Annotated in this window: 25 protein-coding genes; 15 read left to right on the forward strand and 10 right to left on the reverse strand. The window is 67.2% G+C overall.

Annotation, left to right across the window (positions count from 1 at the left end; all coding sequences use genetic code 11):
• Nucleotides 1-11 precede the first annotated feature (11 nt).
• The gene (locus tag OXU42_03700; GenBank protein MDE0028494.1) at nucleotides 12-638 is read left to right on the forward strand and encodes a bifunctional 4-hydroxy-2-oxoglutarate aldolase/2-dehydro-3-deoxy-phosphogluconate aldolase; all 627 of its coding nucleotides are present in this window, start codon (nucleotides 12-14) and stop codon (nucleotides 636-638) included.
• On the opposite strand, the gene OXU42_03705 is transcribed toward OXU42_03700, so the two are convergent.
• Both OXU42_03705 and OXU42_03710 read right to left on the reverse strand, forming a co-directional pair.
• The gene (locus OXU42_03705; protein MDE0028495.1) at nucleotides 631-1,317 is read right to left on the reverse strand and encodes an LON peptidase substrate-binding domain-containing protein; all 687 of its coding nucleotides are present in this window, start codon (nucleotides 1,315-1,317) and stop codon (nucleotides 631-633) included. The two genes, OXU42_03700 and OXU42_03705, sit on opposite strands and share 8 nt — an antisense overlap.
• A gap of 87 nt (nucleotides 1,318-1,404) precedes the next feature.
• The gene (locus OXU42_03710; GenBank protein ID MDE0028496.1) at nucleotides 1,405-2,073 is read right to left on the reverse strand and encodes an iron-containing redox enzyme family protein; all 669 of its coding nucleotides are present in this window, start codon (nucleotides 2,071-2,073) and stop codon (nucleotides 1,405-1,407) included.
• Nucleotides 2,074-2,185: 112 nt separating this feature from the next.
• Here OXU42_03710 and OXU42_03715 point away from each other — a divergent pair, with 112 nt between their 5' ends.
• The 5 genes from OXU42_03715 (at nucleotide 2,186) to OXU42_03735 (ending at nucleotide 7,583) form a co-directional block, all read left to right on the forward strand.
• A complete protein-coding gene (locus OXU42_03715; protein MDE0028497.1) occupies nucleotides 2,186-3,355 on the forward strand; it encodes an amidohydrolase family protein in 1,170 nt (389 codons plus the stop codon).
• 59 nt (nucleotides 3,356-3,414) lie between these two features.
• The gene (locus OXU42_03720; GenBank protein MDE0028498.1) at nucleotides 3,415-4,875 is read left to right on the forward strand and encodes a hypothetical protein; all 1,461 of its coding nucleotides are present in this window, start codon (nucleotides 3,415-3,417) and stop codon (nucleotides 4,873-4,875) included.
• A 22-nt stretch (nucleotides 4,876-4,897) separates the two neighbouring features.
• Complete coding sequence (locus tag OXU42_03725) at nucleotides 4,898-5,380, forward strand: CinA family protein (protein MDE0028499.1); 483 nt, start codon at nucleotides 4,898-4,900, stop codon at nucleotides 5,378-5,380.
• Nucleotides 5,381-5,441: 61 nt separating this feature from the next.
• A complete protein-coding gene (locus OXU42_03730) occupies nucleotides 5,442-6,767 on the forward strand; it encodes an amidohydrolase (protein ID MDE0028500.1) in 1,326 nt (441 codons plus the stop codon).
• An 84-nt stretch (nucleotides 6,768-6,851) separates the two neighbouring features.
• Complete coding sequence (locus OXU42_03735) at nucleotides 6,852-7,583, forward strand: outer membrane beta-barrel protein (protein MDE0028501.1); 732 nt, start codon at nucleotides 6,852-6,854, stop codon at nucleotides 7,581-7,583.
• Nucleotides 7,584-7,655: 72 nt separating this feature from the next.
• Here OXU42_03735 and OXU42_03740 read toward each other — a convergent pair whose 3' ends face one another.
• Nucleotides 7,656-9,029, reverse strand: a complete 1,374-nt coding sequence (locus tag OXU42_03740; GenBank protein ID MDE0028502.1) for a sodium:alanine symporter family protein — start codon at nucleotides 9,027-9,029, stop codon at nucleotides 7,656-7,658.
• Nucleotides 9,030-9,107: 78 nt separating this feature from the next.
• Complete coding sequence (locus tag OXU42_03745; GenBank protein MDE0028503.1) at nucleotides 9,108-10,391, reverse strand: amidase; 1,284 nt, start codon at nucleotides 10,389-10,391, stop codon at nucleotides 9,108-9,110.
• A gap of 124 nt (nucleotides 10,392-10,515) precedes the next feature.
• Here OXU42_03745 and OXU42_03750 point away from each other — a divergent pair, with 124 nt between their 5' ends.
• From OXU42_03750 to OXU42_03760, 3 genes are all read left to right on the forward strand, one after another.
• Nucleotides 10,516-10,920 (forward strand): VOC family protein, encoded by a 405-nt coding sequence (locus OXU42_03750; protein ID MDE0028504.1) that lies wholly within the window; start codon nucleotides 10,516-10,518, stop codon nucleotides 10,918-10,920.
• 66 nt (nucleotides 10,921-10,986) lie between these two features.
• Entirely contained in the window at nucleotides 10,987-11,211 is a 225-nt protein-coding gene (locus OXU42_03755; protein ID MDE0028505.1) for a type II toxin-antitoxin system Phd/YefM family antitoxin, read from the forward strand.
• A complete protein-coding gene (locus tag OXU42_03760; GenBank protein MDE0028506.1) occupies nucleotides 11,198-11,560 on the forward strand; it encodes a type II toxin-antitoxin system VapC family toxin in 363 nt (120 codons plus the stop codon). Before OXU42_03755 ends, OXU42_03760 begins: the two co-directional genes overlap by 14 nt.
• Nucleotides 11,561-11,564: 4 nt before the next feature.
• On the opposite strand, the gene OXU42_03765 is transcribed toward OXU42_03760, so the two are convergent.
• The 6 genes from OXU42_03765 to OXU42_03790 all read right to left on the reverse strand — a co-directional run bounded on the left by OXU42_03765 (nucleotide 11,565) and on the right by OXU42_03790 (nucleotide 17,838).
• Nucleotides 11,565-13,244 carry an iron ABC transporter permease gene (locus OXU42_03765; protein MDE0028507.1) on the reverse strand — a complete coding sequence of 560 codons (1,680 nt, stop codon included), beginning with the start codon at nucleotides 13,242-13,244 and terminating at the stop codon, nucleotides 11,565-11,567.
• A gap of 119 nt (nucleotides 13,245-13,363) precedes the next feature.
• The gene (locus OXU42_03770) at nucleotides 13,364-14,092 is read right to left on the reverse strand and encodes an SDR family NAD(P)-dependent oxidoreductase (protein MDE0028508.1); all 729 of its coding nucleotides are present in this window, start codon (nucleotides 14,090-14,092) and stop codon (nucleotides 13,364-13,366) included.
• Nucleotides 14,093-14,131: 39 nt separating this feature from the next.
• On the reverse strand, nucleotides 14,132-14,860 hold the full coding sequence (locus OXU42_03775) for an SDR family NAD(P)-dependent oxidoreductase (protein MDE0028509.1): 729 nt from the start codon (nucleotides 14,858-14,860) through the stop codon (nucleotides 14,132-14,134).
• Nucleotides 14,861-15,009: 149 nt separating this feature from the next.
• A complete protein-coding gene (locus OXU42_03780) occupies nucleotides 15,010-16,374 on the reverse strand; it encodes an MATE family efflux transporter (protein ID MDE0028510.1) in 1,365 nt (454 codons plus the stop codon).
• Between the two features lie 13 nt (nucleotides 16,375-16,387).
• A complete protein-coding gene (locus tag OXU42_03785; protein MDE0028511.1) occupies nucleotides 16,388-16,792 on the reverse strand; it encodes an FxsA family protein in 405 nt (134 codons plus the stop codon).
• Nucleotides 16,793-16,959: 167 nt separating this feature from the next.
• Nucleotides 16,960-17,838, reverse strand: a complete 879-nt coding sequence (locus tag OXU42_03790; protein MDE0028512.1) for a cobalamin-binding protein — start codon at nucleotides 17,836-17,838, stop codon at nucleotides 16,960-16,962.
• A gap of 171 nt (nucleotides 17,839-18,009) precedes the next feature.
• On the opposite strand from OXU42_03790, the gene nuoB reads away from it, so the two are divergent.
• From nuoB to OXU42_03820, 6 genes are all read left to right on the forward strand, one after another.
• Nucleotides 18,010-18,510, forward strand: coding sequence for an NADH-quinone oxidoreductase subunit NuoB (gene nuoB / locus OXU42_03795; protein MDE0028513.1), 501 nt, complete (start codon nucleotides 18,010-18,012; stop codon nucleotides 18,508-18,510).
• A gap of 120 nt (nucleotides 18,511-18,630) precedes the next feature.
• Complete coding sequence (locus OXU42_03800; GenBank protein ID MDE0028514.1) at nucleotides 18,631-18,939, forward strand: non-heme iron oxygenase ferredoxin subunit; 309 nt, start codon at nucleotides 18,631-18,633, stop codon at nucleotides 18,937-18,939.
• 64 nt (nucleotides 18,940-19,003) lie between these two features.
• Entirely contained in the window at nucleotides 19,004-19,327 is a 324-nt protein-coding gene (gene grxD, locus OXU42_03805; protein ID MDE0028515.1) for a Grx4 family monothiol glutaredoxin, read from the forward strand.
• 27 nt (nucleotides 19,328-19,354) lie between these two features.
• On the forward strand, nucleotides 19,355-19,756 hold the full coding sequence (locus OXU42_03810; GenBank protein MDE0028516.1) for a group 1 truncated hemoglobin: 402 nt from the start codon (nucleotides 19,355-19,357) through the stop codon (nucleotides 19,754-19,756).
• Nucleotides 19,753-20,706 carry a VIT1/CCC1 transporter family protein gene (locus tag OXU42_03815; GenBank protein MDE0028517.1) on the forward strand — a complete coding sequence of 318 codons (954 nt, stop codon included), beginning with the start codon at nucleotides 19,753-19,755 and terminating at the stop codon, nucleotides 20,704-20,706. Before OXU42_03810 ends, OXU42_03815 begins: the two co-directional genes overlap by 4 nt.
• Nucleotides 20,707-20,739: 33 nt before the next feature.
• The gene (locus OXU42_03820; protein MDE0028518.1) at nucleotides 20,740-22,347 is read left to right on the forward strand and encodes a SagB/ThcOx family dehydrogenase; all 1,608 of its coding nucleotides are present in this window, start codon (nucleotides 20,740-20,742) and stop codon (nucleotides 22,345-22,347) included.
• Nucleotides 22,348-22,398 lie beyond the last annotated feature (51 nt).

Consider the following 22,398-nt stretch of genomic DNA (forward strand, 5'->3'; position numbering starts at 1 on the left):
AGAGTGTCACCATGACCAAGACCGAGTTGATGACCTCGATGCAGGCGCACCGGCTGGTGGCGGTGATTCGTTCGAGGAGCGCAGAGGAGGCGCTGGCCACGGCCCGGGCCGTGGGCGAGGCCGGGGTCCGGTTCGTGGAGGTGACCTTCACCGTCCCGGGGGCCGCGGAGGTGATCCGCACGCTGGCCGGAGAAGGGGAGGTGCACGTCGGCGCCGGCACGGTGCTCTCCGAGGAGCAGGCGCGCACCGGTATCGAGGCGGGCGCGCGCTTCATCGTCTCGCCGAGCCTGGAGCTGGACCTTGTGCCGCTTTGCCGCGAGGCCGGCGTGGCCTCCATCCCCGCCGGGGCGACCCCGACGGAGGTCGTGCAGGCGTTGCGCGCAGGCGCCGACCTGGTGAAGATCTTCCCCGCGGACTGCGTGGGCGGGCCGCATTTCATCCGGCAGATGCTGGGCCCCTTCCCCGATGCCCGCTTCATGGTCTCGGGCGGCGTCAACAAGGACAACGTCGCCGAGTACGCCACCTTGGGGGTCACCGGCATCGTGCTCGGCAGCGCGTTCCTGGCGGACGTGTTGGCACGGGAGGGCCACGCGGGGCTCGTGGCCAAGGCACGGGAGTTCGTGGATCTGCTCAGTTGAGAGTGCGCGACCCGGAGCCGGACGGCGGCGCCGGCGCGTCCCCCCCGAACTCCAGGAGGCTGACGAGCAAATCTTGCCGTTCCCTGAGGGACCCGGCTTCCAGGAGCGCCTGCTTCTCCGATGGGTGGAAAGGCATGGCGACGCCCAGAAAGTTCACGAAGTCGGCGTCGGGTATGGGGCGGAGCTGGCCCAGGTCGACGGAGAGGCCGCGGGCCTCGGCGTAGCGGCTCAAGGCCTGGGTCAGGCGCGGACGATCGACGGCTTCCGAGGCGGCGTCAGCGAGGTCGCCGAAACTCGTGTAGTCCGGGAGCACACGCCGGTAGCCGCGTTCCACGGACAACTCTTCCTTCACGCGGAAGCGGCTGATACCCCGAAGCTGCACCATGTAGCGGCCGTCCGGAGACTTTTCCCATCGTTCGATGTGGCCGGCGCAGCCGACCTCGTAGAGATCCGGCATGGTGTGCTCGGCCCCCGGCGGGGGCCTGTTGTCTTTTTGGGGGGTGAAGGGTTGGATCATGCCGAAGACCCCCTCGGCCTCCAGCGCGTCCTGCACCATGTTGCGGTAACGGGGCTCGAAGATGTGCAACGGCAGGCGCGTCCCGGGCAGCAGCAGCACCCCCGTCAACGGGAAGACCGAGAGAATTTCGGGCAACGAGACGGACGCCGTTTTGTCTTCCATGCGCAACCCTCCTGTTACCGTCGATTATAGGGCTTCGCTTTTCCCCGTCAACCGGGTCTCATCCAAATTGGGGAACTTGGTGTGGTGTCAGGCGTATTCGTCGTAGATCCCCTCGAACTTCGCCAGCTTGAAGCGCACCATGTTGCGCGCCGCGTGGGTCACCACCTGGCGGTCGCGCTCGGTGGTGCAGAAGCGCGCGATGACCTGGGCCGCCAGCGCGGTGTGCTCCTGGTCCGCCACCGCGTGCACGGTGAAGAATTCCCGGTCGTGGTCGTTGACGCCGTACTGCCGCGCAAGGCAGGCGTCGAACTCCGCCGCGTAACGGCCCACCATGCTCTCGTTCACCAGCGCGCTGGTGCGGGTCTCCGCCGGCGAGCCCAGGAACATGCCTCTGAGAATGGCCGCGGCGTGGGCCTGGCATTCGAAGATGGGCAGCGCCTCGGCGAAGTCCTCTTCGGCGAGGCCGATGGCGAGGCCGAAGCGCTTCATCAGGTCGGGATGGGTCTGTTCTTCCGTGAAGGCGTGCAGATAGAGGTCGAAGAGCTCTTGGTTGTGGGCGTTCTTGGCCATGCACAGGGTGAACCCCTTGTTGATGGCGATGTTGAGCAGGTAATGCTGCAGCGCGAAGCCCTGGAGCCGGCGGGTGGTCAAGGTGCCCTCGCGCAGGTCCGTGAAATAACGGCAGGCCATCAACCGCTCGACGCCCGGTTGAATGATCCCCTCCGTGACCGAGTCCACAAATGCTTGAGAAGTCATGACGCCCGCGACCCTAATGAAACGGGCGCGGTGCTGTCAAGCGCCGCCGCCGGTTGAAGAGGGCGGCGAAACAGGGAATAGTAACCGGACACCCGCCGAAAGGAGCGCCGCCATGTGGAAGGGATTCAAGGTCATGGACGCGGACGCGCACATGCACGAGCCGCAGTATCTCTGGGAGCGCTACGTCGAGCCCGCCTACCGCGACCAAGTGCCCAAGGTGGCGTTCATGGACGGCGCCTTCATGGTGTACGAGCCGGACGGGCGCATCATCCCCAAGACGGAGAAGCAGCCCAAGCTGCCGCGCACCGCGTGGGCGGACATGGAGGCAAAGTACGGAGAGCAGTACCGCACGTGGTGGTCGGCGGAAACGCGCCTGAAGGACATGGACGCCCACGGCTGGGACGTGCAGGTGCTGCTGCCCACTGGCAACAACGGCAACTTCGCCTACCGCGTGGCGCTGAAAGACGCCGGGCTGGGCGCCGCCATGTGCCGGGCCTACAACAACTGGTGTAGGGACTACTGCGACGCCGATCCCAAGCGGCTCAAGTTCGTGGCGGTGCTGCCGGGCGCGGACACCGGGGACATGGTGGCGGAGGCGCGGCGCGCGGTGGAGGAGCTGGGCGCCGTATCGGTGCGCAACCCCTTCCTGCCCGAGGGCCGCTGGCTCCACGAGCCCGAGTACGACGCGCTGTGGGGGCTGGCGTGCGAGCTGGACTTCCCCATCTCCGTGCACGGCGAGTACCGCCAGCGCCGCTTCCACCCCTTCGCCGGCGGCAACCGCGGCAACGTGGACGACCGCGACATGCAGCAGCTCGCCCTGCGCGGCCTCGACCACGCGCTGGGCTTCCCGTGCGACAACATGGCCACCATGGGGCACTTCATCTTCACCGGCATCCTCGACCGCTTCCCCAGGCTGCGCCTGGGCATCCTCGAGTCCAACGTCGGCTGGGTGCCTTTCTGGCTCGGGCGGATGGACGAGCACACCCACGGGCGCAACAGCGTCATGGGCAACGCGGTGGAGCGCCTGCCCATGCTGCCGAGCGAGTACTTCAAGCGCCAGGTCACGGTGACCTGCGACAGCGACGAGAGCGCGCTGTCCTACGCGGTGGACCACCTGGGCGGCGAGAACATCGCGTGGAACACCGACTATCCGCATCCGGACGCGCCGCGGCCGGAGAAGGCGCTGCCGGACTTCGACGCACAACCGATTTCGGACGAGGCCAAGGCCAGGATCCTGTGGGACAACGCGGTCACGCTTTTCGGTCCCCGCATCCTGGCATAGCAGGACTCTGATCAAACGTGGCGGCGTCCGGTGCCGGCCGCCGCGCACGCGAGCGACACATGGACGAGATTCGATTCGTAGACACGACGTTGCGCGACGGCCACCAGAGCCTCTGGGCCGAGCGCATGACCACGGGCATGATGCTGCCGGTGGCCCAGACCATGGACGAGGCCGGCTTCGACGCCATCGAGCTGATGTCCGCGTCCCACCTCAAGAAGTGCGTGCGCGAGCTCAAGGAGGACCCTTGGGACCGGGTGCGCATGGTGGCGGAGCGCGTCACGCGGACGCCGCTGCGGCTCATGGCCGGGCGGGTCAACGCCTTCGAGATCACGCCCGTCTCGGTGTACGAGCTGTTCATCGAGCGCATGGCGGCCAACGGCATCCGCCAGGCGCGCATCTCCGAGGAGTGGAACGAGCTGGAAGGGTGGCGGCGCAAGGTCGGCATCGCGCGCAAGAACGGCCTGGAGCCCATCGTCAACCTGATCTACTCGGTGTCGCCCAAGCACACCGACGCGTACTACGCGCGCAAGACACGCGAGGCCGCCTCCCTGGGGGTGCCGTTCCTGTGCCTCAAGGACCCCGGCGGCCTGCTCACCCCGGAGCGCACGCGCACCCTCGTGCCCATGATCTTCGAGAACGCCGGCGGCATCCCGGTGGAGCTGCACACCCACTGCACCACCGGCCTGGGTCCGCTGTGCTGCCTGGAGGCGGTGAAGCTCGGCGTGCGCACGGTGAACACGGCCGTGCCGCCGCTGGCCAACGCTTCGTCGAACCCGTCGGTGTTCAGTGTCGCCGCCAACCTGCGCGCCCTGGGCTACACGTGCGCCGTGGACACGGACGCGCTGGAGGAAGTGTCGGAGTTCTTCACCGCCGTGGCGCAACAGGAGGGCTTCCCCATCGGCGTGCCGGTGGAGTACGACTACGCCCAGTACCAGCACCAGGTCCCCGGCGGCATGATCTCGAACCTGCGCCACCAGCTCGCCAAGGTGGGGCTGGAGCACAAGGCGGAGGAGGCCCTCGACGAGGTGGTGCGGGTGCGGGCGGACCTGGGCTACCCCATCATGGTGACGCCGCTGTCGCAGTTCGTGGGCAGCCAGGCGGCCATCAACGTCATCGTCGGCGGGCGCTACGAGGAGGTCACCGACCAGATCATCCAGTACGCGCTGGGGCTCTGGGGCAGGGAAGGCGCCGACACCATGGACCCGGACGTGAAGCACAAGATACTGGACCGCCCCCGCGGCAAGGAGATGGCCCGGTGGGTGCCGCCGGACCTCACCATCCAGGAAGTGCGGCGCAAGCTCGGCGGCCCGGGCGTCACCGACGAAGAGCTGCTCTTGCGATGGATGCTGAGCGAGGAGGAGATCGCCGTCATGCGTGCCGCCGGCCCGCCGCGGGAGTACCGGAACGCCCGCACGCCCATGGTGACGCTCATGGAACAATTGGCCCACCGCGGCCGCTACCACGACATCCACGTGCGCCGTCCGGGCCTGTCGCTGTCGCTGCAGCGGGGCGGGGCGTAGCCACAGACAGGAGGGGACACCCATGCCGGACCTGACAACCCTCGGACGTACGGTGGGCGAGCTGCTCAAGGAGCGGAACGAGACCGTGGCGGTGGCCGAATCGTCCACCGGCGGCCTGATTTCGGCGGCGCTGCTGTCATTGCCCGGAGCCTCCGCCTACTTCGTCGGCGGGGGCGTGATCTATACCCGGCACGCGCGCGCGGGCCTGTTGATGATGCCCGAGAGCGAGGTGGCGGTGCGCGGCAGCACCGAATCCTACGCGTTGAACATGGCGCGCCTCATCCAGGGACGGTTGAACACCACCTGGGGTCTTTCGGAAAGCGGCGCCACCGGACCCACCGGGAACCGCTACGGCGATGCCGCCGGCCATAGTTGCATGGCCATCGTCGGTCCCGTGGAAAAGGCCATCACCATCGAGACAGGCCGGCCCGACCGGGAAGCCAACATGTGGGCCTTCACGGAGGCAGCGCTGGGACTGCTGGAGGAAGCGCTCCGCCAGGGCTAGCGCGGTGTGCCAGGTGAATCCCGGTGCGGCAACGACGAACGAGCGCCGTGGAAGCGAGGACATGAACCCCGTGGACGACCTCAAGGCCGAGGCCTGCCGCGTCATCGACGCGCGCCGGGAGGAGATCATCGACCTCGGGGAAGCCATCCTGCGGCAGCCGGAGACGGGCTTCAACGAGGTCAAGACCGCCGAGTTCATCGCCGGCCGGCTCCGGTCTCTTGGTCTGGAGCCGCAACGGGGCCTCGCCGTCACCGGCGTCAAGGGCCGCAAGGACTGTGCCCGGCCCGGTCCGGCGCTGGCCATTCTCGGGGAGCTGGACGCGCTCAAGGTGTTCGACCATCCCCATGCCGACCCGGACACGGGTGCGGCTCACGCCTGCGGACACAACGCGCAGGTGGCGGGCATGGTGGGCGCGGCCATGGGGCTGCTGTCCGCCAAGGTGTTGCCGCGGCTTGCCGGCGCGCTGGTCTTCTTCGCGGTGCCGGCCGAGGAGATGATCGACGTGGACGAGCGCCTGGAGCGCAAGGCGCGGAACGAGATCGAGTTCCTCGCCGGCAAGGCGGAGCTCATCCGGCTGGGCCATTTCGACGACGTGGACCTGGCGATGATGTTCCACACCAAGACCGACACCCTCGCCTCCCACGTGGCCGGGTCGTCCAACGGCGCCCTCATCAAGAAGATCCGCTTCATCGGCAAGGCGGCCCACGCCGGCGGCAGCCCGCAGACCGGCATCAACGCCCTCAACGCCGCCTCCCTGGCCATGACCGCCATCGCCTACCAGCGCGAGACCTTCTACGACGACGACACCATCCGCATCCACCCCATCATCACCAAGGGCGGCGAGGCGGTGAGCGCGGTGCCGGCGGAGGTTAAGATCGAGACCTTCATTCGCGGCAAGACCATCGAAGGCATCGTCGACGCCAACCGCAAGGTGGACAACGCGCTGCGGGGCGCGGCCATGGCCGTGGGGGCGTCGGTGGAGATCGTGACGGTGCCGGGCTACCTGCCCCAGACCAACAACGAGACCATGGCGCGGCTCTGGGGCGGCAATGCCGAGCGGTTGTTCGGTGCGGGCGGCTTCAAGCGCACGACGGAGCACCGCACCAGCAGCACCGACTTCGGCGACGTCGCCCACATCATGCCGGCCGTGCATCCCTACGTGGCCGGCGCCTCCGGGGGCGGCCACACCAACAACTACCTGCTGGCGGACAAGGACTCGGTCTACGTGAAGTCGGCGAAGCTCTTGGCCATGACCGCCGTCGATCTGCTGTGCGACGACGCGGCGGCGGCGCGCCGGATCGTCGAGGAAGACAAGCCGCGCATGTCCAGGCAGGAATACCTGGAGTTCCAGCGCAAGCTCGACGCCACGGAGGTATTTCGGCCTTGACGAGACCGGGGTGTCCGAGGCATCAGGACCGAATGAAGGAGCCGATCATGCATAAGCCGCCGTACCTCGCAAGCCTCAGGGAATATGCTCTGTGTTCTCGCGCTGGCAGGACTGATCCCGTTGCTCGCTTCCCCTGCCGAAGCGCAGAGCGGACTCTACCTGGCGGCGGACGTCGGGCTGGCGCGCGGTTCGACATCGGGCTTCGGGTCGGAGGTCAGAGGCGGCGACATCGACTTGAAGTCAGGACTCGGGTACAGCCTGGCCCTGGGCTTGGGCTGGCAAGGGCTTCGTCTCGAGGGTGAGGCCACTTGGCGGCAGACGGACATAGACGCCATCGACTACGACAGCCTCACCGTCGGTGGTCATCCGATCGTGGGTGATGTCCTCGGCCGTGTCAACCGGCAACTCAACCTGAAGGGGACCCGCACCACACTCGGTTTCATGGCCAACGCTTGGTACGACCTCGACCTGGGCTTGGGCTTGGCGCCGTATTTCGGCGGCGGCCTGGGCGTCAACTACGTGCGCTACGACATCGACTTGCCCGTGGAGTTGCCGTCCTCGGTCGACAGTCAGCTCGGTCTTCCGCCGGGGACCGCCGGTATCCTCAACAATCTCGCGGGTGATGGCGGGGACTGGGTGCTCGCCTATCAGGTCGGTCTTGGGCTCGGGTACCGGCTGCTGGACTCCCTGGTCCTGCACTTGGGCTACCGGTACATGGGCGCCGGGGACGCCAAGGTCAAGTGGGGATACGGCGGCGCGGCCAAGTCCGAAGTTCAGAACCACGTCTTCCGCGCCGGGATCCGTATCGGATTCTGACCCCCCCGGTCCGAGGCCCGGGACCTGTCCGGCGTCCAGGCTCCCAAAGGGCGTACCGAGCGGGTTCGGCGACTACTGGTCCGCGGTCTTGTCGAAGTACTCCCGCGTGACCTTGAAGACCATCGGCGCCAGCAGCAACAGGCCGATGAGGTTGGGCACCGCCATCAGGCCGTTGAGGGTGTCCGACAGGTTCCACACGAAAGCCACCTTCACGTTGGCGAACGTCAGCGCCGCCAGCACCCACAGCGCACGGTAGACCAGCAGGCTGTTCTCGCTGAACAGGTACTGCCAGCAGCGCTCGCCGTAGTAGGACCACCCGAGGATGGTGGTGAAGGCGAAGACCGCCAGCGCCACGGTGACGACGTAGCCACCGCCCGTCACGGTGCTCTCGAAGCCGGCGGAGGTGAGCACCACGCCGGTGAGGCCGCCGCCGTCCGCACCCGTCAACGTCCAAGCCCCGGACGTCAGGATCACCAGGGCCGTCATGGTGCACACGACGATGGTGTCGATGAAGGTCCCGAGCATGGCGATGATGCCCTGGCGCACCGGGCTGTTGGTCTGCGCCGCCGCGTGGGCGATGGCCGCGGAACCCAGGCCGGATTCGTTGGAAAACACGCCGCGCGCCACGCCGAACCGGATCGCCGCGGCTACCGCCGCTCCGGCGAAGCCCCCGGCCGCCGCGGCAGGCGTGAAGGCGTGGGTGAAGATCAGCGCGAAGGCCGCCGGCACCCCGGCGATGTTGATTATGATGATCAGCAGCGCGGCGCCGATGTAGAGCACGATCATGGCCGGCACCAGCTTGCCGGCGACTTCGCCGATGCGCTGGATTCCGCCGATGATCACGATGCCTACCAGCACGGCCACGATCACGCCGGTGATCCAGGTGGGGACGCCGAAGCTGTCACCGAGCGCCGCGGCCATGGAGTTGACCTGCACGGCGTTGCCGATGCCGAAGGCTGCCACCGCGCCGAAAATGGCGAAAATAAGGCCCAGCCACTTGCCCAGCTCCGGGGCGAAATCGCCCACGCCGTTGCGCAGGTAGTACATGGGGCCGCCGACGTACTTGCCGTTCCCGTCCACCTCCCGGTAGGTGACCGCGCACACCGCCTCGGCGTACTTGGTGGCCATGCCGAACAGCGCGATGAGCCACATGTAGAAGATCGCGCCCGGACCGCCCAGCGCGATGGCCGTGGCCACGCCGGCGATGTTGCCGGTACCCACCGTGGCGGAAAGCGCCGTCATGAGCGCGTTGAAGGGCTTGACCTCGCCCTCGCCCACACTCCCGCTCTTGTCGAAGAGCAGCCGGAAGCCGTAGCCGACCTTGCGCCACGGCATGAACACCAGCCCGAGGGTCAGGAGCACGCCGGTCACGCCGAGCATGCCCAGCATTGGCGGACCCCAGGCGAAAGCGTTGACCGAATCGATGAGTGCGTTCAAACGATCCATGGCATTCCCTCCCGGCTCGATTGTGCGCCGTGGCGCAATTCAGACCAACCCGTGGCACGTCTCAACTTTGCATTATGTTCAACTCGATAGCGCTGTCAATATGGATCGACTGATTTCGAACAGTCGGTGATCCCGGCAACGATGCCCCACCAGTTGCAGCCCCACCGGCAGGCCGGAGGGTCCCTTGAAGAGCGGCAGCGTCACGCACGGGACGTGGGTCCAGGTCGCGAGGATGTTGAAGGCCGTGTCTCCGGTGTTGTCGAGACCCGCGGGCGCCTCGCCCGTGGCGCTGGGGGTGAGGAGCACGTCGAAGTCCTTGAGCGCCTCGTCCAGCCAGGCCCGGCACGCCGCCATGACCCGCTGCCCCTCCCGGTATTCCTCGTAGGAGACCACGGGCCAGTCCTTCATCTTCCCTTGCTGGAATTCGCTCAGCAGGTCGAAGTGGTGGGTGCGCTCCCACGTCAGCGCGCGTGAGATCTCGTAGTCGCTGACCCGGCGGCCCATGGGTTCGAACTCGGCGAAGGGTCCGCCCAGGTCGAGGTCCGACACCGCGGCGCCGGCCCTGGCGAGGTCGGCGGCGGCGCCTTCCACCAGCGCCTTGGTGTAGTCCAGCGCCTTGTCCCACAGGGGCGTGCGGCACAGGCCCACGCGCAGGTCCTTCACCGGGATCGGACTCAGCGGCAGCACCGGCTCGCCCGTCACCGCCGCCCGGAACAGCGGCAAGTCCTCCACCGCCCGGCCGAACAGCCCCACTGTGTCGAAGGAGCCCGTGTTCTCCTTGACCCCCTCGTTGCTGATCTCGCCGTAGCTGGGCTTGTAGGCCACGCAGCCGCAGAACGACGCCGGCCGGATCACCGACCCCAGGGTCTGGGTGCCGAAGGCCATGAAGGCCATGAAATCCCCCACAGCCGCGGCCGAGCCGCTGGAAGAGCCGCCCGGCGTATGCGTGGGGTCGTGGGGGTTCTTGGTCTTGCCCGGATGGCGGCTGGCGAACTCTGTGGTCACGGTCTTGCCCAGGAGTACGCCCCCGGCGGCGCGGGTGAGCGCCACGCACGCGGCGTCCGCCCTGGGCCGGAAGCCCTCCCAGATGGGCGAGCCGTAGCCCGTGGGCATGTCCGCGGTGTCCATGATGTCCTTCACCGCGAACGGAAGGCCGTGCACCGCTCCGCGGCCGGGCGCACGGTCGCGCTCCCGCGCCTGCGCCAGCGAGTACTCCGGGTCCAGGCGCATCCAGGCCTCCACCTCCGGTTCCCGTTCCTCGATGCGCTCCAGGCACGCCCGGGTCAACTCCTCGGAAGTGACCTCTCCCTTGGCGACGCGCGCCACTGCCTCGCTGGCCGAAAGTCTGCATAGATCGTTCATCGGTGGTATCCTCTGGCTGTTGTCGTATGACGGTTGATGATGGAAACTCCCGCATAACACGTTTGCCGGCGCGTTTCGATTAACCAGACACCACACTAGGCCTTGCAGGAACAGGAGGCAGGACATGATCAAGACCAGGGGACTCTACCACAGCGGCATTCCCGTCAACGACATCGACCGGGCGGTGACCTTCTACCGCGACGTGCTGGGCATGGAGGTGGCCACCGTCGCCCGCGACGACCTCCGCGGACTCGGCCGCGCCGACATGCGCTCCGGCAACAGCATCGTGGTGCTGTTCCAGCGCCCGAACCCCATCGACCGCGACGCCCTCGCCGAAGACGGCGTCACCCACCAGGCCTTCTACGTGGACAGCGACGACTTCGAGACCGCCGAGGAACGCATGCGCGAGGCCGGCGTCCGCATCCACGAGGTGCCGGTGGTGGAACGCCGCTCCGGCCGCGGCTTCTACTTCTTCGACCCCGACGGCAACCTGCTGCAGCTCTATGCGCCGCCGAAGAAGGCAGGATGAGCCCACAGTGGACAAAAAAGTTGGCTGGTCATATAATATGTCCATTTCAGGAACTGGAGATCAACCATGAAGACTATTGGGGCCGCAAAGTTCAAGGAGCAGTGTTTGGCACTGCTGGACAGCCTTGATGCCGACGGATTGGTCGTTACCAAGCACGGTAAACCCGTGGCGCGGATAGTCCCCTACGATCATCAGTGCACCGACCTCATCGGCAGTCTCCGCCACAAGATCGCGATCAAGGGCGATATCTTCAGTACGGATGTTCGCTGGGACGCGGATGCTCAATCTTGATACGCACATCCTGGTCCTGGCGATCAACGGTGAACTCCGGCCGTCCGAGCAGGCAGCGTTGTCCCGGAACCCGTGGTCTGTTTCCGCTATCGTGCTGTGGGAGTTGGCCAAGCTCGTTCAACTCGGCCGATTGGACATGGACCTCGACGACCGTGAGGTGGTCCGGGTCCTCAACCGTCTGCGGGTGTGGCCCATCGATCTCGCGGTTGCCCGAACCTCGACCCGGCTTGACTTCAGAAGCGATCCCGCGGACGAGATCATAGCCGCCACCAGTGTCGTTCACCATGTACCGTTGGTGACACGCGACCGCGTCATGCGTCGTTCGAAGGTTGTCCCGCTTGCCGGGTAGGCGTCTACCCCTCCCGCCGCGACACCAGCAGGTGCAGACCCAATGACAGGGCGAGCATGAGCACGCCGATGACGGCGCCGATGCCGAAGGAGCCTTCGTCGAAGGCGCGCTGGAAGAGCAGGGTGGAGAGTACCTCGTTGCCGTAGGTGAAGAGGATGATGGCGCCGGCGAACTCCCGCAGATAGATCTGGAAGAGCAGGATCCACACCGAGAAGAGGCCGCCGCGCAGGAACGGGATGACGATGCGTATGATGGTGCCCAGGGCGCTGGCGCCGGAGGTCCAGGACGCTTCCTCGAATTCCTTGTGGAACTGGAACAGGAACGGGCTCAGGGTCCGGAGCGCGAACGGCAGGTAGTTGCCGATGAAGTAGAGCAGCAGGATCCACAGGGTGCCGTAGACGGGGGTCTTGATGTAGGCCCACACGAAGCCCACGGCCAGGATGGTGCCGGGGAAGGCCAGCGGCAGCATGGCGGCGGCCTCGATGGGTCCCTTGAGCTTGACCCCGCTGCGTACCAGCAGATAGCCGACGCCCAGCGCGATCAGCACCGTGGCGGTGGCCCCGGTCAAGCACAGGATCATGGTGTTGGTGAGCGCGCGCCAGAACACCGTGTCCTCCAGGGCGGATTCCCAGTGCCGGAGGGTGAGCTGGGTCAGCAGGTCGAGGCTCGGGGAGGCCACGAACTGCGAGAAGGAGAGCAGCACGATCACCAGCGCGGGCAGCAGGATGACCACGGCGAAGTAGAACGAGCAGCACACCAGGGCGACGTAGCGCCACCCGCCCAGGCGGTGGACGTTCTCGGGCCTGGCCTTGCCGGTGACCGTGACGAAGCTCTCGGCGCGCCGCACCAGGTGACGGTAGAGGAACAGCGACAGCAGGCTCAGGGGGATCACCATCATGGCCAGCGCCGCGGCGGTGTTGTAGTAGATCAGCGACTGGTAGTCGGAGGCGATGAGGTTGAAGATGGCCGAGGTGAAGACGAAGATGCCGCCGGGCGCGCCGATGATGATGGGCACTTCCAGCGTGATGAGGCCGATGACGAAGACCAGCAGGAACGAGGACAGGATCAGCGGCCGCAGCACCGGCAGGGTCACGCGGCGCAGCGTTCCCATGACCGTGTTGCCGCAGGCGATGGACTGCTCTTCCAGCGATGGGTCCATGAGCCGGAACGCGTTCAGGGCGATGAGGAACACGATGGGCGACTCGTACAGCACCATGATGAAGATCATCCCCGGGAACGAGTAGATGTTGAACAGGTTGGCGCCGAAGGTCTCGCGGAAAAGCACGTTGATCACGCCGATGCGCGGACTCAGGAGCAGGATCCAGGCCAGGGCGGCGATGATCACCGGGAAGGCCCGGGGCACGATGCCGAGCTTGGCGAACACCCGGCCGTAGGGCATGTCGGTGCGCTCCACCAGGAACGCCATGGTAACGCCCAGCAGGACGGAGATGGCGGCCGTCATGAAGGCGAACACCAGCGAGTTGAAGACCAGCGTGGGGATGTCCGCCGGGATGCTGATGGTGAGGGCGCGGATCCAGTTGGCCAGGGTGACGTGACCCGGAGCCACCGGCGAGGCCGACCAGAAGCTTCCGAACACCAGCGCCGCCACGGGGACGAGGATGACGACGGCGATGACCACCATCAGGATGGCGTACACGGTCCGCATGGCGTTCTCGGTGTGCATGCGCCGGTCTCCGTTGTTCGTTGCCGTTCCCGGGGCGTTCCCCCTGGAATGTCACGTCACTTGGTCCGCTCCCGTGGACACTTCGTTCCCTTGCGCGGTCAACCCGCGCGCATCCCCGGCTACGCGGTGCGCAAGAGGAATAGCTGGCCCGAGATGTAGCGCGCGGCGTCCGATATCAGGTAACGGATCAACCCCGTGATCTCGTCCTTCTGGGTAAAGCCTCCGAGGAGCGGAGACGTGGCCTGCTTCCGGGACCACTGCTCTTCGGACATGCCCGCCCGAGCCATGTCGGTCTCGGTGGCGCCGGGTCCGATGGCGTTGGCGGTGACGTTGTAGGGCGCCAGCTCGATGGCCAGGGTCTTGGTGAAGGTGATGACCCCGCCCTTGGACGCCGCGTAGTGGGAGCCCATGGCCTGACCCGTGACCCCCCGGCCGGAGGCCACGTTGATGATGCGGCCCGATTTGCGCTCGGCCATGTGGCGCCCCGCCGCCTGGGAGCACAGGAAGAGCCCGGTCAGGTTGATGCGGATGACCCGTTCCCATTCCTCTGCCGGCATGTCGAGCACGGGGCAGCGCTTGATGACCCCGGCGGCGTTGAGCTGCACGTCGATGTGGCCGTACTTGTCGATGGCTGCCGCGATCATGCCGTCCACGCTGGTCTTGTCGCCCACGTCCACCGGCACGGCCAGGGCCTGGCCGCCGGCCTTTTCGATGTCCGCGACCAGCGCCTGCGCGCCCTCGCCGTTGAAATCGGCCACGACCACGCTGTGTCCGTCCTCCGCCAGCGCCCGGCAGATGGCCGACCCGATGCCGCCCGCGCCCCCGGTTACCACCACGACTTGTGACATGTCACCTCCCGGAAAAAGGACGCATTTCAAACCCAGCCGCTACGGCGTCCGCAGCAGGAACGTCTGGCCGGTGATGTACCGCGCCGCGTCGGACACGAGATAGCGCACCAGGCCCGTGATCTCGTCCTTCTGCGTCAGCCCGCCGTGCAGCGGGTCCAGGGCCAGGATGGCCTGCCACTGTTCCTCGGTGTAGCCGGCCCGGGCCATGGGCGTTTCGGCGCGTCCGGGGCAGATGTTGTTGACCAGGATGTTGTCCTCGGCGACCTCAACGGCCATGGTCTTGGTGAACGCGATGACGCCGGCCTTGGAGGCCGCGTAGTGCGCCGATCGAGGGGCGCCGGCGATGCCGCGCCCGGAGGCCACGTTGAGGATGCGCCCGCCCTGGCGCGCGCGCATGGCCGCGGCCGCGGCCTGGCTGCACAGGAACACGCCGCGCAGGTTCACCCGGATCACCCGGTCCCACTCCTCCTCGGTCATCTCGGCGATGGGAAAACGGCTCATGAGGCCCGCGAAGTTGATCTGCACGTCGAGCTGCCCGTAGGCGTCGACGGCGCTCTGCACCATGGCTTCGACGCTCTGCTTGTCGCCGACGTCCACGCCCACCGCCGTGGCCTCCTTGCCCTCGGACTTGAGTCGGGCGGCCAGCGCCTCCGCGTCGTCCTTCCTGAAATCGGCGACCACCACCCGAAGCCCGTCTTCCGCCAGCGCGGCGCAGACCTCGGATCCCAGGCCTCCGGCACCTCCGGTTACTATAGCGACATCGGCCATGCGTTCACGTTCCTCCTTGTTTGCGGTTCAAGCCTGGCGCACGGTGCCGCGTACGATCGAACGGTGCCCGTCCAAGCCAGCCGATCCATATCCCGGCGTGGATCGAAAAGCAACCCGGAACCCAGGTTGTGTCGATCAATGCCGGTGGCTCACCCGCCGCGCCCGGCGTGGTACGCGGCGAACGCGCCCTCCCACCGGCGGCTGAAGAGGCGCCACAGGTTCGCGGCAACCCGCTGCACCATGAACAGGCTGAACCCCGCCCACACCCCGAACAGGCCCAGTTCCAGGTGATAGGCGAGGCCGGTGAGCGGCACGAACAGCAGGAGGCCGCCCGCCAGCATGGCCCACATGAGAAAGCGCGTGTCGTGGGCGCCCAGGATGAAGCCGTCCAGGGCGAACGCGATGCCGTTCAGGGGCTGAAACACCGCCAGCAGCAGGAAGGCCTCGGTCCGGACCACCCCTTTCACCGCCTCCGAGGCGGTGAAGAGCGCCAGAAGCGGTTCCTGCAGCGTCAGGTAGGCGGCGCCGAACACGGCGCCGCCGGCGCAGCCCCAGACGAGCAGCATGCGGCCGAGGCGCCGCGCCCGGCCGACGTCGCCGGCTCCCAGGTGCCGTGCCACCAGCGTCTGACCGGCCACCGCGAGACCGTCGATGGTGTCGGAGCAGAAGATGAAGAGCTGGAAGACGATCTCGTAGGCGGCCAGATACACCGGCCCCATGCGCGCCACCATGGCGGTTGCGAACACCAGCGAGAGCCGGAGGCCGGCGGTGCGCACGGCCAGGTGTCCGGCGATCCGGGAGATGTTGCGGAACCGGCGCAGGTGAAGCTTCCGGCTCATCAGTTGGTAGAGGCCCGTGTAGTCCGAGAAGAACAGGAGCCGCATGTACAACAAGATGCCCAGGGCGTGCCCGGCCACCGCCGCCACCGCCGCGCCCCGCAGGCCCAGGGCCGGAAACCCGAAGCCGCCGTAGATCAGCGCATAGTCCAGCACGATGTTGACGCCGCTCATGAGGAACGCCACCAGCATGGGCGAGAACGTGTTCTGGATGCCCCGCAGGAAGCCCACCGCCGCGTAGATGGAGAAGAGCATCGGTATGGTGGCGCAGCGGATGCGGAAGTAGGGTACTCCCTGGGCGGCCACTGCCGGGGTGGCCCCCATGAGGGCATAGAGCTCGGCGGCGAACAGGAACAGGAGGGAGGCTACCGCGAGCCCGCCGCCGACACCGAGCACCAGGGCGTGCCGGAAGATCTCGCCGCAGGCCGCGTAGTTGCGCGAGCCGTACTGGCTGGCCACGAGGCTCGTGGTGCCAAAGATGAGGAACGCGAATATCCAGACCACCGCGCCGATGAGGCTCGTGGCGATGGCCTTGGCGGCCAGCGGCTCCACCCCCAGGTGGCCGATCATGGCCGTGTCGGCGATGTTCAGGACCGGTTCGCTGGCAATGGCCAGGGAGGCCGGGACGGCCAGCCGCAGCAGCTCCCGTCCGTCCGGCGCCGGAGCCTCGGGCGCCACGGCGCCATGCGGGCTAGAAATGACCCGGCCCGCCTTGCGTGTAGATGCGGACGCGCGCGCTCGCCCGGTCGAAACGCCGCCGCAGCCAGCGCTTGAACGCGTTCCGGGTGATCGGGATGAGCATAAGGAAGCCGAAGGCGTCGGTAAGGATCCCGGGAGTGATCAGCAGGAGGCCCGCCACCAGGATGATCACTCCGTCCAGCATCTCTTCCGCCGGGACGATGCCCTGGCTGAGGTTCCGCTGGATCTGCCCCAGGGTCCGCAGCCCTTCCAGCTTGGCGAGGAACGCCCCCACCACGCCTGTGCCCAGCACCAGGAGGATGGTGTTGAGGCCGCCGATGATCGAGCCCACCTCGATGAGGAGGTAAAGCTCCACCAGGGGGACGACGGTGAACAGCAGCAGGAGTCGCGTGAACATGAATTCCAGGCTACCGCAACGGGTCCACGACATCCAGGAAGAAAAGGGAAGACGTTGGGGTAACGTGGCAAAGGCTGCCAATGACATATCGTTTCCCCGCGCCCCTTGGGGCGTGACCCGGTCCTGACCACGCCACGACGCAGGTACAACAATAGTATGTCGGTTTCCTATTGGAACAGCGCCGGATGAATCAGCCGCGCCAGAATCTCCAGTCCGTCCACCAGGCGGGGTCCGGGACGGTTGAAGAACTTGGAGCCGTCGACCGCGAACACCTGTCCGTTGGCAACGGCCGGAACGGCTTGCCACGCGGGCAGGTCCTTCAGCGGTTCCCATTCCCTGAGTGTGCGGGATTCGTCGAAGCCGCAGGGCATCAGCACCATGACCTCCGGCGCCGCTTCCGACAGGGTCTCCATGGACACTCGGGCCGAAGGCTCGTGTTTTGCTGCCAGGACGTCCGTCCCGCCGGCAAGCTCCACCATCTCGGGCACCCAGTGGCCGGCGGCGTACAAGGGGTCCAGCCACTCAAGACAGGCCACCCGCGGCCTGACGGAGCCTTCCGGTACCTTGGCGGCGACGCGCTCCACCCGCTCCCGGAGGCCTCCGACCAGAGTTTCCGCTCGACCCGAGGTTCCGGTGGCGTTTCCAACCCGCGCGATGTCCGACAACACCTCCCCAAGGGAACTCGGTGAAAGCGACAGCACCCTCGCCGGTGGCTTCAGCGTGCCGGCGGCGGCCATGACGTCGTCGTAGCCCACGGCGCAGACGTCGCAGAGGCCCTGGGTGACGATGAGGTCGGGGTTGAGGCGCCGCAGGAGCTCAAGGTCGAGGCCGTAAAGGCTCTCTCCACGGCTCAACGTGCGTTGCACCCTGTCGTCGATCTGGCGGCTGGTGGAGCTGTCCGAGTCGATGCGACCGCGAACCACCACGGGCTTCTCCCGGGCCTCCGCGGGGTAGTCGCATTCATGGCTGACGGCCGTCACCGAGTCGCCCAGGCCCAGCGCGAAGGCGATCTCGGTCGCGCTCGGCAGGAGAGTGCAGATACGCATGTTTTCAGTCATAGGAGACCCGAAGGGAGTTTGCAACGGAACCACGCCGCCCCCCTGTCCGTCCGCGCGGGCTTGAAAGGCGCATCGCGGTGGTCTATCTTTACTGGCGGCTTGTATGTTACACGCCACCAGGATCGCGGTTTCGCCGACGGGTTCACCCAGGAGGTTTCGATGCCGATAACCAACAGTCTTCCCGAGACGGTCTTCACCACCCGGGTCGACGATCTGTTGAACTGGGGCAGGGCGTCGTCCCAGTGGTACATGCTGTTCGGGCTGGCCTGTTGCGCCATCGAGCTCATGCAGACCGGCGGCCCCCGCGCGGACCTCGACCGGTTCGGTTGCGTGCCGCGGGCCACGCCGCGCCAGTCGGACCTGATGATCGTGGCCGGCACCTTGACCTACAAGATGGCCAAGCGCACCCGGCTGCTCTACGACCAGATGCCCGATCCCAAGTACGTCATCTCCATGGGAAGCTGCTCCAACTGCGGCGGGCTGTTCCAGATGGCCTACTCGGTATGCAAGGGCGTCGACAAGATCGTGCCGGTGGACGTGTACGTCCCGGGTTGCCCGCCGCGCCCCGAGGCCCTGACCGAAGGGCTCTTGCGGATACAGGACAAGGTCATGCGCGAGCGCTGGCTGGTCAAGGGCTCCGCGGCGGCCGAGGCGCGCTGAGGCACGAGGCACCGCGGCGGCGTCCTCGCCGCGGTCCGTTCACTTCAAGTCAATCGGATACAGGCGGCGGCGGTCCGGCGCACCTTGCGGCCGATCGGAGGATCCGAAGGGAGGAAACGCATGGCTGAGTATGTCAAGGTCGCGACCACCGAGGAGGTGGAGCCCGGCAAGCCGAAGCTGGTGGAGGTCAACGGCCGTCGGGTCGCGCTGTTCAACGTGGAAGGGTCCTTCTACGCCATCGACGACATCTGCACCCATCGCGGCGCGCCGTTGTCCGAGGGAGAGGTCATGGGCAAGGAAATCCAGTGCCCGTGGCACGGAGCCATGTTCGACGTCACCACGGGCGAGGCCTCGGGTCCCCCCGCCGACGTGGGTGTCGACAAGTTCAACGTGCGCGTTTCCGGGTCCGATATCGAGGTCGAGATCTGACGCGCCGCCCGTGCGCCGGCGGCCCGTTCCGGTGAGCAAGTCTCCACAAGGGAGGTACATGACGATGGCGGATGACGTTCGCAGCAGAATCGAAGAGCAGGTGAAGAACAACCGGGTGATGGTCTTCATGAAGGGCACCCCGAACTTTCCCCAGTGCGGCTTCTCCGCCCACACGGTGGAGATCCTGCGCGCCCACAACGCGGAGTTCGAGAGCTTCGACGTGCTGTCGGACCCGGCGGTCCGGGAGGGCGTCAAGCAGTACTCGAACTGGCCCACCATCCCGCAGGTCTACATCGACGGCCAGTTCGTGGGCGGCTGCGACATCGTCCACGAGCTGCACGAGCGGGGGGAGCTGGACGCGCTGCTCAGCCCGGCCGCCAAAGAGTAGCCGAACGGGGAGAAATCCACGGCTTCCTTGTTCGACGAGATCGGCGCGGAGCGCCTGCGCGAGGTCATCGACGTCTTCGTGGACCGGATCTTCGATGACCTCATGATCGGGTTCTTCTTCCGCAACGCCGACCGCGACCGGGTCAAGAAGCTGGAGTACCAGTTCACGGCGCGAGCGCTCGGCGCCGACATCGAGTACGAAGGCCGTCCCCTCGAACAGGCCCACGCGCCGCATCCCATCATGGGGGGGCAGTTCGCGCGCCGGCTGCAGATCCTGCGCGAGACTCTCGACGAGTTCCACGTGTCTCCGGCCGTGCAAACGGCGTGGCTGGACCACACCGAGAGCCTTCGCTCCCTCATCACCCGCGACCGCGGCTCCGACTGCGACCCCGCCGAGGCCCGGCGCAAGGCGCTGGCCCATCCCTCATGACGGAACCGCGAAACGATCCGCTGGTACTCAAGGTGGCCCGGGACGAGGCCTTCGACATGGCCCTCTACGTGCGTCTCCGTGAGATGGAGACCGGCGAGGTCCACAACGTCCTGAGCCGCCTCGTCACCGTGGAGCGGGGACACGTCGCCTTCTGGGCCGATTTCGCCGGTCTCGATGATAGCTCGCTGGACCGGGTGCAGCGCTTGCGCCTGAGTCTTCTCGTGCTCTTGCGGCGCTGCTTCGGCGTGGCCATGACGTTCCTCATCCTGGAAGCCATCGAGATCTACGGCGTCAAGAAGTACTGGGCGCTGTGGGACCGCTACAAGGACACGCCCTACGGACCGCGCATCCGCGGCATCCTGCGCGACGAGTTCGGCCACGAGGACGAGATCGTCGCCGGGCTCACCGGAAGACGCCTGAACCCGGAACGCGTGCGCGACCTCTTCCTGGGCCTGAACGACGGCTTGGTGGAGGTGCTCGGCAGCGTCGCCGGTTTCTATGCCTCGTTCGGACATCCCGCCTACGTGGCCGTGGCGAGCCTGACGGTGGCGGTGGCGGGTTCCATCTCCATGGCCGCGGGCGTGCTGGCCTCGTCCCGCTCCCAGCGCGAGGTCCAACGCATCGAGAACGCCAAGCGCAACTTCTTCGACCCCGAGATGAAGCCGCCGGAGGAGACGCGCCCGCTGTCGGCCGCTGTCTCCGTGGGCATCTCCTACTTCGTGGGCGCCATGTTCCCCATCTTCCCGGTGCTCCTGGGCGCGGTCAGCCCGTTGTGGTCCATCGCCGTGGGCGGCGCCATGGTGGTCCTGGTGACCGCGTTCCTGTCGGTCATGTCGGGCATGGAGGTCCGCCCGCGGGTGCTTCAGAACCTCCTGCTGGTGTTCGGCGCCGTGGGCGTCACCTACGTTCTCGGGACGCTGGTCAAGCAGTTCTGGAACATCAGCGTATAGGGACCGGCACGGCCTACACGGCCCGGAGGCTCCATGAGCAACCGAGACGTCGCCGCGGCGCGCGACTACCACGAACGCACCAAGCATTCACTCACGAGCGTCCGGAGTGGCCCCCATTACCTGGACTGGGACAACCAGCCGCGTCCCTTCAAGGTCTACGAAACATTGGAGTCGCTGCCGCTGGAGCAGCATCTCCAGTCAACCGGCGTGCCGGCGCTACGGGCCATTTCCGAGCCTGCCCCGGAGGTGGAGCGCGGCTTGACCCGCGCCGAGCTGGCGGAGGTGCTGTTCCTCTGTGCCGGCGTCACGCGCCGGCGGCGCTACTTCGGCGGCGAGATGCTCTTTCGCGCGGCGGCATGCACGGGCGCGCTCTACCACATCGACGTCTACGTGGTCGCGGGTCCGCTGTCCGACCTGGACGCCGGCGTCTATCACTTCGCCCCCGACGGCTTCGCGCTGACGCCCTTGCGCGCCGGCGACCACCGTGGCGTGCTGGCGGCGGCGAGCGGCGGCGAGCCCGCCGTTGAGCACGCCCCGGTCGTTCTGGTGCTGGCTTCCACGTTCTGGCGCAATAGCTGGAAGTACCGCGACCGCGCCTACCGGCACTGCTTCTGGGACGGCGGCACGCTGCTTGCCAACTGCCTTGCCGCGGCATCGGCTCGAGACATCCCGGCACGAACGGTGATGGGCTTCGCCGACGCCCCGGTGAACCATCTGTTGGGCCTCGACTCCCAAAAGGAAGCGTCTCTGTGCCTCGTGCCCCTGGGCCGCTCGGCATCGTCCACGGCTCCCTCCGCGGAAACGCCGCCGCCCCTGGACTACGCCACCCGGCCGCTATCGGCGCGCGAGTTGGACTATCCGTCCATCCGGCAGGCGCACGCGGCGTCATGCCTGGAGAGCGGCGCGGAGGCGCGGCGCTGGCGGGAGGCCGACGGCGGCGCGTCGGACGACCTCGAAGAAGCGGAAACCGGCATGACCGCGCCCGACGAAGCCGGAACCGTCGACGGAGAATCCGGCGGCCCCGTCGCGGCCGGCGCGGGGCGCCGCGCGCTGCCCTTGGCCGTCGACTCTCCCGCGTCGCTCCCGGCCGACAGCATCGAGCAGGTGATCGTGCGCCGGGGCTCCACGCGCCGGTTCTCGCACGAGTCCATCAGCCTCGCCCAGTTGTCCACGGCCTTGCACTACGCCACACGGGGCGTTGCCACGGACGTGGATCCCGGCGCCTCCCGTGAGCTGAATCAACTCTATCTCATCGTCAACCACGTGGACGGCGCCGCTTCCGGCGCCTACGTCCTCGACCGTGACAACGGACGCCTCGATCTTCTGAAGGAAGGAAACTTCCGCAAGGAGGCCGGTTTCCTCGGACTTGGCCAGGAGATCCCGGCGGACGCCAGCGTCAGCGTCTATTTCCTCACCGAACTCGACGCAGTGCTGCGGCGCTACGGCAACCGCGGCTACCGCCTTGCCCAAATGGACGCCAGCATCACCGCCGGCCGCCTCTACCTGGCGGCCTACGCCCAGGGCTTCGGCGCCTCCGGCCTGACCTTCTTCGACGACGACGTCACCGCGTTCTTTTCACCCCACGCGGCGGGCAAGAGCGTCATGTTCCTGATCGCGCTGGGAAGGCGCCTGCGCAAGTAGACGGGTGGAAGCCCGGCCGGGCATCGGATGGGCGAACGTAACGCGACTCAC

Source organism: Deltaproteobacteria bacterium (genome assembly GCA_028818775.1).
In the GTDB taxonomy this organism is placed as follows: Bacteria; Desulfobacterota; Binatia; order UBA9968; family JAJDTQ01; genus JAJDTQ01.

Coding starts and splice junctions, on each gene's coding strand:
- OXU42_03715 (MDE0028497.1), top strand. CDS start 2,186: ATGTGGAAGGGATTCAAGGTCATGGACGCGGACGCGCACATGCACGAG.
- OXU42_03815 (MDE0028517.1), top strand. CDS start 19,753: ATGACGGAACCGCGAAACGATCCGCTGGTACTCAAGGTGGCCCGGGAC.
- OXU42_03725 (MDE0028499.1), top strand. CDS start 4,898: ATGCCGGACCTGACAACCCTCGGACGTACGGTGGGCGAGCTGCTCAAG.
- OXU42_03770 (MDE0028508.1), bottom strand. CDS start 14,092: ATGTCACAAGTCGTGGTGGTAACCGGGGGCGCGGGCGGCATCGGGTCG.
- OXU42_03705 (MDE0028495.1), bottom strand. CDS start 1,317: ATGGAAGACAAAACGGCGTCCGTCTCGTTGCCCGAAATTCTCTCGGTC.
- OXU42_03775 (MDE0028509.1), bottom strand. CDS start 14,860: ATGGCCGATGTCGCTATAGTAACCGGAGGTGCCGGAGGCCTGGGATCC.
- OXU42_03720 (MDE0028498.1), top strand. CDS start 3,415: ATGGACGAGATTCGATTCGTAGACACGACGTTGCGCGACGGCCACCAG.
- OXU42_03785 (MDE0028511.1), bottom strand. CDS start 16,792: ATGTTCACGCGACTCCTGCTGCTGTTCACCGTCGTCCCCCTGGTGGAG.
- nuoB (MDE0028513.1), top strand. CDS start 18,010: ATGCCGATAACCAACAGTCTTCCCGAGACGGTCTTCACCACCCGGGTC.
- OXU42_03820 (MDE0028518.1), top strand. CDS start 20,740: ATGAGCAACCGAGACGTCGCCGCGGCGCGCGACTACCACGAACGCACC.
- OXU42_03710 (MDE0028496.1), bottom strand. CDS start 2,073: ATGACTTCTCAAGCATTTGTGGACTCGGTCACGGAGGGGATCATTCAA.
- OXU42_03750 (MDE0028504.1), top strand. CDS start 10,516: ATGATCAAGACCAGGGGACTCTACCACAGCGGCATTCCCGTCAACGAC.
- OXU42_03790 (MDE0028512.1), bottom strand. CDS start 17,838: ATGCGTATCTGCACTCTCCTGCCGAGCGCGACCGAGATCGCCTTCGCG.
- OXU42_03730 (MDE0028500.1), top strand. CDS start 5,442: ATGAACCCCGTGGACGACCTCAAGGCCGAGGCCTGCCGCGTCATCGAC.
- OXU42_03735 (MDE0028501.1), top strand. CDS start 6,852: ATGCTCTGTGTTCTCGCGCTGGCAGGACTGATCCCGTTGCTCGCTTCC.
- grxD (MDE0028515.1), top strand. CDS start 19,004: ATGGCGGATGACGTTCGCAGCAGAATCGAAGAGCAGGTGAAGAACAAC.
- OXU42_03765 (MDE0028507.1), bottom strand. CDS start 13,244: ATGCACACCGAGAACGCCATGCGGACCGTGTACGCCATCCTGATGGTG.
- OXU42_03740 (MDE0028502.1), bottom strand. CDS start 9,029: ATGGATCGTTTGAACGCACTCATCGATTCGGTCAACGCTTTCGCCTGG.
- OXU42_03760 (MDE0028506.1), top strand. CDS start 11,198: ATGCTCAATCTTGATACGCACATCCTGGTCCTGGCGATCAACGGTGAA.
- OXU42_03745 (MDE0028503.1), bottom strand. CDS start 10,391: ATGAACGATCTATGCAGACTTTCGGCCAGCGAGGCAGTGGCGCGCGTC.
- OXU42_03800 (MDE0028514.1), top strand. CDS start 18,631: ATGGCTGAGTATGTCAAGGTCGCGACCACCGAGGAGGTGGAGCCCGGC.
- OXU42_03755 (MDE0028505.1), top strand. CDS start 10,987: ATGAAGACTATTGGGGCCGCAAAGTTCAAGGAGCAGTGTTTGGCACTG.
- OXU42_03700 (MDE0028494.1), top strand. CDS start 12: ATGACCAAGACCGAGTTGATGACCTCGATGCAGGCGCACCGGCTGGTG.